This window comes from Alteromonas lipotrueae, from assembly GCF_019249215.1.
GTDB lineage: Bacteria > Pseudomonadota > Gammaproteobacteria > Enterobacterales > Alteromonadaceae > Alteromonas > Alteromonas lipotrueae.
The window spans coordinates 50,966-63,574 of the sequence record NZ_JAESDI010000006.1; the positions used below are offsets into that span (position 1 = coordinate 50,966).

General features: G+C 43.3%; 12 protein-coding genes. 9 read left to right on the top strand and 3 right to left on the bottom strand.

Features of this window, described 5'->3' with window-relative positions:
• The first annotated feature begins 9 nt into the window (after positions 1 to 9).
• From JKP82_RS08090 to JKP82_RS08120, 7 genes are all read left to right on the top strand, one after another.
• Positions 10 to 849, top strand: a complete 840-nt coding sequence (locus tag JKP82_RS08090; protein ID WP_218396592.1) for an alpha/beta fold hydrolase — start codon at positions 10 to 12, stop codon at positions 847 to 849.
• 119 nt (positions 850 to 968) lie between these two features.
• On the top strand, positions 969 to 2,621 hold the full coding sequence (gene fadD / locus JKP82_RS08095; RefSeq protein ID WP_159531921.1) for a long-chain-fatty-acid--CoA ligase FadD: 1,653 nt from the start codon (positions 969 to 971) through the stop codon (positions 2,619 to 2,621).
• Between the two features lie 56 nt (positions 2,622 to 2,677).
• The gene (gene rnd / locus JKP82_RS08100) at positions 2,678 to 3,835 is read left to right on the top strand and encodes a ribonuclease D (RefSeq protein WP_159531919.1); all 1,158 of its coding nucleotides are present in this window, start codon (positions 2,678 to 2,680) and stop codon (positions 3,833 to 3,835) included.
• Between the two features lie 21 nt (positions 3,836 to 3,856).
• A complete protein-coding gene (locus JKP82_RS08105) occupies positions 3,857 to 4,153 on the top strand; it encodes a YcgL domain-containing protein (RefSeq protein WP_159534603.1) in 297 nt (98 codons plus the stop codon).
• Between the two features lie 2 nt (positions 4,154 to 4,155).
• Positions 4,156 to 5,145, top strand: a complete 990-nt coding sequence (locus JKP82_RS08110) for a lytic murein transglycosylase (protein WP_159531917.1) — start codon at positions 4,156 to 4,158, stop codon at positions 5,143 to 5,145.
• A 1-nt stretch (position 5,146) separates the two neighbouring features.
• Positions 5,147 to 5,809 (top strand): fumarylacetoacetate hydrolase family protein, encoded by a 663-nt coding sequence (locus tag JKP82_RS08115; RefSeq protein WP_218396594.1) that lies wholly within the window; start codon positions 5,147 to 5,149, stop codon positions 5,807 to 5,809.
• Entirely contained in the window at positions 5,809 to 6,303 is a 495-nt protein-coding gene (locus JKP82_RS08120) for a YcgN family cysteine cluster protein (RefSeq protein WP_218396595.1), read from the top strand. The genes JKP82_RS08115 and JKP82_RS08120 overlap by 1 nt, the downstream gene beginning before the upstream one ends.
• Here the strand turns inward: JKP82_RS08120 and JKP82_RS08125 are convergent.
• From JKP82_RS08125 to nhaB, 3 genes are read right to left on the bottom strand one after another with little or no spacing between them, the layout of a single operon-like run.
• Positions 6,300 to 6,848 carry a GNAT family N-acetyltransferase gene (locus tag JKP82_RS08125; protein ID WP_159531912.1) on the bottom strand — a complete coding sequence of 183 codons (549 nt, stop codon included), beginning with the start codon at positions 6,846 to 6,848 and terminating at the stop codon, positions 6,300 to 6,302. The genes JKP82_RS08120 and JKP82_RS08125 overlap by 4 nt on opposite strands.
• Positions 6,845 to 7,372: a disulfide bond formation protein DsbB gene (gene dsbB, locus JKP82_RS08130; protein WP_159531910.1), complete on the bottom strand. Its 528-nt coding sequence runs from the start codon at positions 7,370 to 7,372 to the stop codon at positions 6,845 to 6,847. Before dsbB ends, JKP82_RS08125 begins: the two co-directional genes overlap by 4 nt.
• 9 nt (positions 7,373 to 7,381) lie before the next feature.
• Positions 7,382 to 8,965 carry a sodium/proton antiporter NhaB gene (gene nhaB / locus JKP82_RS08135; protein WP_218396597.1) on the bottom strand — a complete coding sequence of 528 codons (1,584 nt, stop codon included), beginning with the start codon at positions 8,963 to 8,965 and terminating at the stop codon, positions 7,382 to 7,384.
• A 440-nt stretch (positions 8,966 to 9,405) separates the two neighbouring features.
• Here nhaB and fadR point away from each other — a divergent pair, with 440 nt between their 5' ends.
• Positions 9,406 to 10,116: a fatty acid metabolism transcriptional regulator FadR gene (gene fadR, locus JKP82_RS08140; RefSeq protein WP_159531906.1), complete on the top strand. Its 711-nt coding sequence runs from the start codon at positions 9,406 to 9,408 to the stop codon at positions 10,114 to 10,116.
• A 231-nt stretch (positions 10,117 to 10,347) separates the two neighbouring features.
• Positions 10,348 to 12,540: a S9 family peptidase gene (locus JKP82_RS08145; RefSeq protein ID WP_232370644.1), complete on the top strand. Its 2,193-nt coding sequence runs from the start codon at positions 10,348 to 10,350 to the stop codon at positions 12,538 to 12,540.
• The last annotated feature ends 69 nt before the right edge of the window (positions 12,541 to 12,609 follow it).

The following is a 12,609-nucleotide window of genomic DNA, read 5'->3' on the forward strand; positions in this document are numbered from 1 at the left end:
GGGAGCAACATGATAGAAACTGAATTTACAGCAGGAAATTTACACTTAGCCGCGCTAGAAAACCAAGGTGCTGGAACCGTAGTAATAGGGCTGCATGGGTATTTAGATAACGCAGAAAGCCTACGATTACTTGCTCCGTATTTGCAATCTCAACGCTTTATTGCGCTTGATCTTGCTGGGCATGGCCGTTCATCGCACCGACCGATAGGCATGCACTATAATCAAGCTGATTATTTACAAGACTTGCATGCATTGATAGAAGATCAAGGGTGGGAACAGGTTATACTGTTGGGGCACTCTATGGGCGGCATTTTGGCAACATTATATGCGGGGCTATTTCCTGAAAAAGTGAAAGGTGTGATAAGCCTTGATGCGTGTGGCCCCTTAACGTTAGCGGCGAATACTAGCCAACAGCAAATGCGGGACGCCATTCTTAGCCGCAAGAAAAAACAGCGCAATAAGTTAACCTTGGTTAATTTAGAAGATGCAGTGAAAGCCCGCTGCAAAGTCTCTGATATTCCAGCTGAGCATGCGCGCGCAATTCTAGAAAGGAATCTTACGCAAGATGCCGGTGGCCATTGTTTTTGGTCGAGCGATCCGCGTCTTCGCACTAAATCTGTGCTTCGTTTAACCGAAGAACAGGCAGAAAACATCATGAGTGCGATAGTTTGTCCTATACTTTTCGTTGGTGCGTCAAGTAGCTTTAAAACCTTGGACAGTGTTTATGACAAAAGGCAGTCTTGGTTTAAAAATGCTCGGTTTGAGCAATTAACAGGCGGTCATCATATTCACATGGAAAAAACTGATGAAGTTGGCGTGCTAATCCGTCAGTTTGTTGAGCAAATGTAAACTGTATAGTTTATTTTTTTTTACACTTCCTATACTATTCGCAAGTTATTAGACCAGTTGCTCAAACGCGCGTGAGACAACACGCGCCTTTGTGTTAAAAATAAGTGAAGGAGGTTTTGGTGGAAAAAACCTGGCTCAAGTTTTACGATCCTCGTGTATCTGCAGAAATTGATGCAGATCGTTACGCATCCGTTGTCGATATATTCGAACAATCAGTAAAAAAGTTTAAAGACAAAGTTGCGTTTATCAACATGGGTCAGTCGATGACCTTTGGCGAACTCGACAAATTATCTGCACAGTATGCTGCTTACTTACAAAATAGTGGGTTGAAGCGTGGTGATGCCGTGGCAATCATGATGCCGAACTTACTACAGTATCCTGTAGCTATGTTTGGTGTACTTCGTGCTGGTATGGTTGTGGTTAATGTAAACCCGCTGTATACCGCAAGAGAGTTGAAGCATCAATTAAACGATGCGAATGCAAAGGCAATTGTTATTGTTGAAAACTTTGCGTGCACTCTTGAAGAAGTGATTAGTGAAACAAATATTCAAGAAGTGTTTCTTACTTCGCTAGGCGATATGTTGCCTATACCTAAACGTTGGGTAGTGAATGCGGTAGTGAAGTACGTGAAAAAAATGGTACCGGCTTTTAATTTGCCTGCTACCACGTCATTCACCAGCGCGATAAAGAAAGGGCAATCTTTAACCTACACACGCCCCAATTTAACCAACGATGAACTGGCCTTCTTGCAGTACACAGGTGGAACAACTGGTGTGTCTAAAGGCGCCATGTTGACGCATCGCAATATGATTGCGAATCTTGAGCAGGTTTCTGGCATTTTAGAAACGGTAATAGAAGAAGGCGAAGACTTTGTGGTAACTGCGTTGCCGCTTTATCATATATTCGCATTGCTTGCGAACTGCCTGATGTTCCTTAAATACGGTTGCCAAAACTTACTGATTACTAACCCACGAGATATGCCTGGGTTTGTAAACGAACTGAGCAAATACCCATTCACTATTCTTCCGGGTGTAAATACCTTGTTTAACGGTTTGTTAAACACACCAGGGTTTAGCGAACTTGATTTTAAGAACTTCAAGTTTGGTTTAGGCGGCGGCATGGCCGTTCAGCGCCCTGTTGCTGAAAAGTGGGAAAAGGTTACCGGTACCGTACTTCTTGAAGGCTATGGCCTTACGGAATGTTCACCTGTTGTAACGGTAAACCCACCACAAATTGACGCTTACAAAGGCGCCATTGGTATGCCAGTACCTTCTACCGACATTAAACTTCTTGATGATGATGGTAACGAGGTAGAAAAAGGCGAACCAGGTGAGCTTTGGGTGAAAGGCCCGCAGGTGATGAAAGGGTATTTAAACCGCCCAGAAGCCACCGACGAAATTCTTAAAGATGGCTGGCTTGCCACCGGAGACATCGCCACGGTAGACGATGAAGGTTATTTCTATATTGTTGACCGTAAAAAGGATATGATCCTCGTCTCTGGATTCAATGTGTTTCCAAACGAAATTGAAGAAGTGGCTGCTATGCATGACAACATTGTTGAGTCAGCAGCGGTTGGTGTGCCAAATGAAGCCAGTGGTGAAGTGGTGAAGTTGTTTGTTGTTCGCAACAACGATTCGCTCACTGCTGAAGCGGTTATTGCGCACTGTAGAGAACACTTAACAGGCTATAAAGTGCCTAAGCAGGTAGTCTTCAAAGAAGATCTACCTAAAACCAATGTAGGTAAAATTCTGCGTCGGGAACTACGAGATTAATTCGGTAAGTGAATTAGGAAAACTGTAGAGCCGGCGTAAGCCGGCTTTTTATTATTATGCAATATGAATTAGTAACCACCTTTGAAAGACTCGATAGTGTGTGCAACCTTGCCCAGCAACAAAAAGCGGTAGCGCTAGACACTGAATTTGTTCGCACTAGAACGCTGTCACCTCATCTTGGTTTAATCCAGTTATATGATGGGCATCAGTTAGTACTTATCGATCCGCTTGCGATTGATGATCTCTCGCCCTTTGTTGCCTTAATGGAAAATACCAGTGTGGTAAAAGTTCTACACTCGTGCTCAGAAGATCTTGAGACTTTCCTGACCGCTTTTAACTCCGTACCAACACCCGTATTCGATAGTCAATTTGCGGCGAGTATTTTAGGCTTGGGAGCATCCCTAGGATACGCAAAGCTGGTGGAGTTGTTGTGCGATGTTAGCCTAGATAAAGGCGAATCTCGTACCGACTGGATAGCACGCCCTTTAAGGGAAGCACAGCTTAGCTATGCGGCCAACGATGTACTGTATTTATTACCTTGCTACGAACATTTAGTAGAAAAAATAAATGAAGCCGGAAAGTTAGATTGGGTATATCAAGAAATAGCCCAGTTAGCAGATAAAAAGCGCAGTCAAATGCCGGAAGAATTTGCGTATATGCAGATTAAAAACAACTGGCGTTTATCAAAAGAGCAGCTTACCGTACTACAAGCACTTGCCGCATGGCGACTCGCCACTGCCCGTAAAAAAGACATGGCATTGAATTTTGTATTTAAGGAAATACATCTTTATGAAGCTGCGCGTCTAATGCCTTCAAGCAAATCGGGTCTGTCTCAACTTCACGGTGTGAACCCACAATCGATTAGGCGCTACGGTGAGACTATAATTACGCTAATAAGCGAAGCTCGAGATAAATATGCCGCTACTTCTGAGCCACAGAGGTTACCTAAAGTAAGTCGCTTAATTGACGTTGCAAGCTACAAGCAAACATTAGCATCACTAAAAGCCGTGAGCGATAAAATTGCCAGCGAAAATAATGTGTCGCCTGAAGTTATAGCGTCTAAAAAACAATTGAACCAGGTGTTAAAATGGTACTGGTTCGACAGTGACGAAACCCGAGTGCTAGGCCTTAAGCCAGATGTATTATCTGGTTGGAGAGCGCCGCTATTTGAACCCCATTTAGAAAAGTTACTAGGTAAAAATCCTAGTCTCTAACGTTGAAGAGTTTACGAAATGATGTTGTGCGCGATTTATAAATCACGAAAACACCTAGGCATGTATTTATATGTGCCTAATAAAGACCAATTTGATGATGTACCTGAAATACTAAAAGAGAAGTTTGGCAAGCCAGAGTTAGTTACGGTGTTATCGTTAGATAAGCACGAGAAACTAGCCGGGGTGGATAAGCAAAAGCTTGTAAATGAGCTTGAAGAGAAAGGTTTTTACCTTCAAATGCCACCTAAAGAAGACGACTTATTGATGGCCCATCGCACGTCTTTGGGTTTGCAAGCTACACCAGATAAAAAGTTTTAAGCATGGCTAAATGGTTAACTGCATCGCTACTTGCAGTAGCGGGGGTTGTGGCAAGCATTGCTTTTGCCCAAGCCGAAGACAAAACAGCACAAGGGTTTGCCGAGTACGTAACAGCGTTAAAAGCCGAAGCCCAGCAAAAGGGCTTTGATGAATCATTACTTAACGACGCTTTTAATGATATTAGTTTCCGCCCAACGGTTATCAAGTCTGATAAAAATCAACCTGAAAAGAAAATTACCCTTGATAGTTACTTAGCCAGTCGTGTGCCTGACTGGAAAGTGCAACAAGCGGTTGAAATGTACAACAAGCACAAGTCACTGCTTGAAGAGATAGGGCAGAAGTTTCAGGTTCAACCTCGCTTTATTGTTGCGCTGTGGGGTAATGAATCGAATTTTGGACGTATTCAGGGTAATTACAGTGTGCTGTCTGCCTTGGCGTCACTCGCGTACGAAGGCCGCCGAGAAAAACTGTTTAAAGACAACCTTTTTGCCGCGCTGACTATCCTTGACGAAGGGCATACCAGCGTTGATGCGTTGAAAGGTTCTTGGGCTGGTGCCATGGGGCAAAGCCAATTTATGCCAATCTCCTTTTTAAACTACGCGGTAGATTACGATGGTGATGGCAGAAAAGATATATGGCAAACGGAAGCCGATGTTTTTGCTTCTATTGCAAACTACCTATCATCAGAAGGGTGGGATAATAACGGCACGTGGGGTAGGCAGGTATCTTTAACTCAGCCTATAAAAGAGTTCGGCCTTTCAAAAAGTCTTTATAAGCCTTTAGCCGATTGGCAACAAGCTGGCGTTAGACGTTTCGACGGTAGCGATTTGCCAAACGCTGATATTCCGGCTTCTCTTATTATGCCTGATGGCAGCGAAGGGCGTGTTTATCTTGTTTATAATAATTTTCATACCTTGATGAAATGGAACCGCTCTAGTTACTTTGGTGTGTCGGTAGGTTACCTTTCAGAACGTATAAAGCGAGGGTATTAATATGTATCAACATTTAGAACTTCAGGGCAATCCCATTGCATTGCCCACAGGTAAAGTGGCGTGTATTGGTCGCAACTATCTTGATCATATTGAAGAAATGAAATCTGTAGTTTCAGCCTCACCCCTGTTGTTTTTAAAACCCAAAGCGGCGTTGTGCGACATGGGCAAACCGCTCAGTATTCCTACCGACCAAGGTGAATGCCATAACGAACTAGAAGTTGCTGTGCTGCTAAAGCACACGGTGTCTAAAGCAACAGAAGATGAAGTGTTAGCGGCCATTTGGGGTATTGGTCTTGGTTTAGATTTAACCTTGCGTGATGTTCAGCGCGAGCTTAAGGCGCAAGGCCAACCCTGGGAACGCGCAAAGTCCTTCGATTTAAGTTGCCCAGTGTCAGGCTTTGTTCCAATCGATACCATCACTGACTTACAAGATTTACATTTCACGTTAAGTATAAACGGTGAAGTGCGTCAATCAGGGCATACTGCAATGATGCTGCACAAAATAGTGCCGTTAATTGCCCACATGTCGCACACTTTTACCCTTGATGCGGGTGATGTGGTGCTAACCGGCACCCCGAGCGGGGTAGGGCCATTGCTTGCGGGTGACACTATCGAAGCCATCTTACACGATAAAATTACTGTTAATACAAAGGTTGTACGCTAATGACTGCCCCTTTTTGGGAAACCAAAACCCTTGAAGAAATGAGCCAGAAGGAATGGGAGTCATTATGCGATGGCTGTGCAAAGTGTTGCTTACACAAGTTTATTGATGATGAAAACGAGGAAGCGCAAGCGCCGACGGATTACATCAATGCCAATGAGCAAATTCATTACACGAATATTGTCTGTTCGCTGCTAAATACAAAAAGTTGTGAATGTACCCAATATGCGAAGCGAACTGAACTTGTGCCAGACTGCGTTCAGTTAACTAAAGCGAACCTAAAAGATATTTTCTTTATGCCAACTAGCTGCGCTTATCGCCGTCTGCATGAAGGGCGAGGTTTGCCGTCTTGGCATCCACTATTAAATAAGGGCAAGAAACATGTGATGCACAAAAATGGCATGTCTGTTCGAAACAAAACGGTGTTTGAAACCGATGTAGATTTAGACACCTTCGAAGATTATATTGCCATTTGGCCATTGGAAGATTTAGATTAAGCGATAATACTGTAAAGTAGCGCATCTCGTCCAAAAATGCGTTTGCGGCAAAGTCCTTCTTTTTCAGCACCAATTCTCTCGGCTACGCGCAAACTGGCTTTGTTGTTAGGTTCAATTAGGCATTCCAGTCGGTGTAAATTCATTTGATTAAAGGCTAATTTCTTTAACGCCTCACAAATGGCCGTTGCTAGGCCTTTTCCACATGAGTCTGAACGAAGCCAATAACCCAAATTCGCGGTTAAATGGGTGTGGTGGATATAGTTGATAATTCCCATGCCCAAACAGCGCTCATCGTGCATAAGCAAGTAGGTTAAGCCATAGCCTGACTCGCGTGCGGCTTCCATCGATTGAATACATTGTTTCGCCAAGGCGGGAGTAACTGGGCACAGTGCAGCACCAAGCCAGGGTTTTACATGGTGAATAGATTGCTGTGAAGCCTCACACAAGGCTTCAATATGTTTAGGGGCTATGCGCTGTATTGTCACCGGCCCCTGTTCTGTGTGGATTGGAGGGAGCCTAGACGGCAAGATAGAAAGGTCTATCAAAAGGGCTTCTTATCCAGCAATCGGCATGCAAACACAATAGCAAAAACCGCAAAGTAAGCGGCAAAGATAATCTGCATCCATTCAGCCATTCCCATTGAAAGAAACTGCCAACTGTCCTCCAAGCAATCACCCTCGGCGGCAAAAATGGCAGGTATCCACTCATGCAATTGCAGCCATGATGGAAAGTTAGGCACTATTTCGCAGCTGGCGAAAAAAGGGTTTGGTGCATTTAAAATACCAATATGTTCTTTGGCGACTAAAAAGCCCCAGCCAGCAGATACTGCCCAACCGGCAAAACCGACCATACGAGTAAGGCCGTTATTTTTAATCAATACAAAAAGTGCTGACAGTACAATGCCGTACATAGCAGTACGTTGGTAAATGCACATGATGCAGGGCTTAAGGCCCATACCATATTGAAAATAAAGTGCGGCTAGTTCTAGCCCCAGAGATGTGGCGAAAAGCACAAGCCATGAAGACTTGTGCTCTGCCCAGTGACTAATGCGATGTACTACTGAACGCATGTCTAATTCCTAGTGTGAAACAATACCGCTAACAGCTTCTGTTGCGGTATGATGTTCGATTAAGTGCATGTCATACAACCATTGAGTTGCATCGGCTAAGCCTACATAGGTAGCCACCAAGCCCACAATGGTTAGCACAATGGTGTATGGTAACGCCATCATCACCATGCGGCCGTAAGACAAACGTAGTAAAGGCGCAATAGCCGAGGTTAGCATGAATAAGAATGCAGCTTGACCGTTAGGCGTAGCAACACTTGGCAAGTTAGTTCCTGTGTTAATCGCAACGGCTAGCATATCGTACTGGTCACGGGTAATTTGGCCAGCTTGCAGGGCTGCAGTAACTTCTGTGATATACACGGAGCCTACAAATACGTTGTCACTCACCATAGATAGCACACCATTGGCGAGGTAAAACATCACCATCTGAGTTTCACCTTCAAAGCTTAGTACCCAATGAATAACCGGTTGGAATAAGCCTTGGTCTATAATCACTGCTACCACGCCAAAGAATATGCAAAGCAATGCGGTAAACGGAAGGGCTTCTTCAAACGCTTTACCTAAGGCATGTTCTTCAATAATACCGCTCATTGAGGTTGCTAACACAATAACAGAAAGACCGATTAACCCTACTGACGCCATGTGTGTAGCCAAGCCTACTACTAACCATACGCCAATCAAGGCTTGAACCACTAGCTTAGCCGTTTCACGTTTACTGCGGCTTTTATCCATATGTTCGCTGTAATCGGTAAGGATTTTTCTCACTGAATTGGGTAGTTTTGCACCATACGTAAACCAACCTGTTTTCTCTAAAACCATGGTGGTTAATAAGCCGAATACGAAAACAGGTAAGCTAACAGGGGCCATACGGATAAAGAATTCGACGAAATCCCAGCCGGCCTTATCAGCAATAATAAGGTTTTGCGGTTCACCTACCATAGTCATCACGCCGCCCAGTGCGGTACCTACCGCAGAGTGCATCATTAGATTACGAAGGAAGGCACGGAAATTTTCTAGGTCATTGCTGCCTAGCGAATCTACTCCGTCGTCACTTGTATGGTCATGATCTGAGTGGAATTCCTTGCCTGAAGCCACTTTATGGTAAATAGAATAGAAACCTAAACCCACACTGATGATTACAGCAACCACGGTTAGCGCATCAAGAAACGCCGATAAAAAGGCTGATGCAAAGATAAACGATAGTGACAAGACCATTTTGTTTTTAACCCCAATCACTAACTTGGTGAATAAAAACATAAGCAGGTCTTTCATAAAGTAGATACCGGCAACCATGAAGACCAGAAGCAACAACACTTCAAGGTTAACCTCGATTTCGTGCATCATGTGTCCGGGGGTTGTCATCCCAATGAACATGGCCTCAATCAATAGTAAACCACCTGGCTGCAATGGATAGCATTTGAGCGCCATTGCGAGCGTAAAAATAAATTGGATCACTAATGTCCAACCCGCCAAGTAGGGGTCAACCATAAACAATACTGGGTTTATAATGAGAAAGGCGATTATGGTTTGCTTATACCAATTTGGTGCGTGTCCCAGAAAGTTACTATAGACCGCCGAGATCATTGAGGTTTGCATGAGTTCCTATTCCTTTTACAACAAAGGCGCTAACGTGCGTCTTTACGTTTTGAATTTCTGGTTATTGCAAACATAAACTGACTTTCATCGAGGGCAAGTGATTGCAAGTTATCGATAATCGGGCAGTTTTGCTGCTTTCATTATAATAGTCCGAAATTAAGCGTACATGATATTACAACCTTGAGAAAGCAATTCACAGACCCCATAAAAGGAAAGTTAGCGGAAATACTCAAGTTAGGTTGATAATCAACCTAACAATGTAGTTTATTGCGTTGAGGAAGTCTGCTTTTGCGTGATAAAAAACCATTAACGCAAAGGTTTTAGGGTTATTTTAATGAATTGTTAACAAATGTTGTTGGCATGGGATTTTTCATTGTGATAATAAAAGCGCATCTGGTACAATCAGTCGCAGAATAACAATAACGTGCAGGCGAATAGTTATGATTTATAAGGCGCAGAGTCCCGCTGGATTTGCCGAAGAATATATTGTTGAATCGATTTGGAGTGGACGCTTCCCGCCGGGTACAATTTTGCCTGCCGAAAGAGAGCTTTCAGAACTTATTGGTGTAACACGCACAACCTTGCGTGAAGTTTTACAACGTTTGGCGCGTGACGGTTGGTTAACCATTCAACATGGTAAACCTACAAAAGTGAATAACTTTTGGGAAAGCTGTGGCTTGAACATTCTAGAAACCTTGGCTCGCCTTGATCAAGAAGGTATTCCTGAATTAGTGGACAACCTTTTAGCCGCGCGTACTAATTTAAGTGCTGTGTTTATCCGAGGTGCAATTCGTCACAATCCCAAAGCGTCAGCCGAGATTATTGCGCGTTATAAAAACGTGGAAGAAGACGGTGCTGCTTTTGCGCAATTCGATTACCAAATGACCCATGATTTAGCATTGGCATCAAACAATAATGTGTTCGTGTTAATGATGAATGGTTTTAGAGGTATGTACTCGCGTATTGGTGGGTTCTACTTCGATCATCAACAAGCGCGAGACGTGGCTAAAGCTTATTACGCGAAATTGCTCGATGCGGCAGAAAACGAAAGACACGACAAGGTACCTGTAGTGGTAAGAGATTATGGTATCGAAAGTGGCAAAGTATGGCAGCAAGTACGAGACAGCATGCCTAAAGATATCGTGGATTAGCACAATGGCAGTAGGGGGAAGCGAATTCACCCTCAAGCTAAAACCGTAGTTATTAGCGTATTATTAAAAACGTCCTATTCAGGGCGTTTTTTTGTTTTAAGACACAGCTTGTAACTATTTAGAACTAAGTTTGGTCGCATTAGTGCTTTTTAACCCTATATTAACGTTAGAAATTACCTATACTTTGGGGTTAAGTTTTGTCACATATCATCTCCCGGAAAAGGAACTATCATGAAATCTTTATGGATAGCATCGTTTATGACGTTGACGGCGAGTCTCTCGCTAGGGGCGTGCAGCGATAACAGCACTAGCGTGGAACAATCCTCACAAACAAAATTAGAAAAACAGCAAGGCGTTAAATTGATTACTGATATTCCAGCACCGGTTGCACAGAAAATTCCTCATGAGTTAACGGCTCACGGTGTCGTTCGCAATGATGACTATTACTGGATGCGAGATGATAGTCGAGAAGATGAAAAAGTGTTGGCACACTTAGAAAAAGAAAATGCGTATTTAGAATCTGTTATGGCGCCATTAAAAGCTAACAGAGAAACACTCTATGAAGAACTGATTGCCCGAATAGAGAAAGATGACACAACGGTTCCTTATTTAAAGAATGATTATTGGTACTTCACCGAATACTCTGGGGAAAATGAATACCCTATTTATCTGCGTAAACCATCGATGGATGCAGAGGAACAGGTATTACTGAATATGAATGTGATGGCCGAAGGTCATGATTACTATAATATTGGCGACTACTCAGTAAGCACCGACAATAACTTACTCGCGTACTCTGAAGATACATTGAGCCGCCGAGTTTATACCATTTTTGTGAAAAATTTAGCCACGGGTGAGTTGCTGTCTGACCAACTGACAGGTACCTCTGGTGCAGTAGAGTGGGCTAACGACAATAAACACCTTTTCTATGTGAAAAAAGATCTGCAAACCTTACTAGGCTTTCAGGTTTATCGTCATGTGCTTGGCACACCCCAAGAAGACGACACGCTAGTGTTTGAAGAAACTGACCCTACGTTTTATACCTACATTAGTAAAAGCAAAGATGATGACATGATTTACATTCATCATAGCCACACAGACAAAAGTGCGGTGACCTTAATTGATGCGAATCAGCCCACTAAGGCGCCAGTCCCATTTTTGCCCATTAGAGAAGATGAGGAATACAGCATTGAAAAGTCGGGTGATAGTTACTTTGTTCTGACTAACAATGCAGCAACTAACTTTCGAGTCATGAAAGCGCCAGCTTCTGCAACCGATGACATGTCCAAATGGGAAGAGGTGATTAGCCATAACCCTGACGTATTCATTCAAGATATTGAAGTGCTGGGTGACTTTTTGGTTGTAAAAGAAAAGCAAGATGGTGTTTTACGCCTGGTTGCGCACAATTTAAACACTGATAAAGCCACAGTAATACCTACTGATGACCCTATTTACGGCGCTTACTTTACCGGCAACACTCAGCAAGATACCAATACCTTACGTATTTATTATAGTTCGTTAACTACGCCCGCAAGCATTGTAGATATCGATTTAAACACCTTTGATAAAGCGGTTCTTAAACAAACTAAGGTCTCTGACACATTTTCTTCAGCGGCTTATACCTCTGAACGTGTCATGATTAAAGCGCAAGATGGGGCAAGTATTCCCGTTTCGTTGGTTTATCGTAACGATATGTTTAACAAAGATGGCACTAATCCACTGTATCAGTATGCGTATGGTTCTTACGGTGCCACGATTGAGCCCACATTTAGAAGTAGTTGGTTATCGCTAGTAGATAGAGGCTTTGTGGTGGCGATTGCCCATATTCGGGGCGGCCAAATGTTAGGCCGACAGTGGTATGAAGACGGTAAGATGCACAGCAAAATTAATACATTTACCGACTTTATCGACGTATCAAAAGGCTTGATTGAAAAGCAATATGCCGATCCTAATCGTGTGTTCGCGATGGGCGGCAGTGCGGGTGGTTTGTTAATGGGCGCGATTGCGAATATGGCACCTGAACTTTATTTAGGGATTTCTGCGCATGTTCCGTTCGTGGATGTTGTTACTACCATGAGTGACGACACCATTCCTTTAACCACCGGGGAATATACAGAGTGGGGTAACCCTGCGAATAAAGATGAATTCGACTATATTTTATCTTATTCACCGTACGATCAAGTGAGTGCCCAAGATTACCCTCACATGTTAGTGACAACAGGGCTTCACGACTCACAAGTGCAATACTTTGAGCCGATGAAATGGGTTGCGAAACTACGAGACTACAAAACGAATGATCATTTGTTGTTGTTTCAAACAGATATGGAAGCAGGTCATGGTGGTGCATCTGGTCGGTTCAAACGTTTTGAGTCAACAGCGCTAGAATATGCATTCGTGTTTTACCTGGCAGGTATAGAAATCTAGCGGTCGAGAATTAAGCTAGCATCACTATGTTTTACTGACATAACGAACAGGCAAGTGCTTTAGCATTTG

What these genes read in the sequence shown, in the direction of transcription:
- JKP82_RS08090 (WP_218396592.1), top strand. Translation starts at nt 10, where the DNA reads ATGATAGAAACTGAATTTACAGCAGGAAATTTACACTTAGCCGCGCTA.
- rnd (WP_159531919.1), top strand. Translation starts at nt 2,678, where the DNA reads ATGCAATATGAATTAGTAACCACCTTTGAAAGACTCGATAGTGTGTGC.
- JKP82_RS08105 (WP_159534603.1), top strand. Translation starts at nt 3,857, where the DNA reads ATGTTGTGCGCGATTTATAAATCACGAAAACACCTAGGCATGTATTTA.
- JKP82_RS08110 (WP_159531917.1), top strand. Translation starts at nt 4,156, where the DNA reads ATGGCTAAATGGTTAACTGCATCGCTACTTGCAGTAGCGGGGGTTGTG.
- JKP82_RS08115 (WP_218396594.1), top strand. Translation starts at nt 5,147, where the DNA reads ATGTATCAACATTTAGAACTTCAGGGCAATCCCATTGCATTGCCCACA.
- JKP82_RS08120 (WP_218396595.1), top strand. Translation starts at nt 5,809, where the DNA reads ATGACTGCCCCTTTTTGGGAAACCAAAACCCTTGAAGAAATGAGCCAG.
- dsbB (WP_159531910.1), bottom strand. Translation starts at nt 7,372, where the DNA reads ATGCGTTCAGTAGTACATCGCATTAGTCACTGGGCAGAGCACAAGTCT.
- nhaB (WP_218396597.1), bottom strand. Translation starts at nt 8,965, where the DNA reads ATGCAAACCTCAATGATCTCGGCGGTCTATAGTAACTTTCTGGGACAC.
- fadR (WP_159531906.1), top strand. Translation starts at nt 9,406, where the DNA reads ATGATTTATAAGGCGCAGAGTCCCGCTGGATTTGCCGAAGAATATATT.
- JKP82_RS08145 (WP_232370644.1), top strand. Translation starts at nt 10,348, where the DNA reads ATGAAATCTTTATGGATAGCATCGTTTATGACGTTGACGGCGAGTCTC.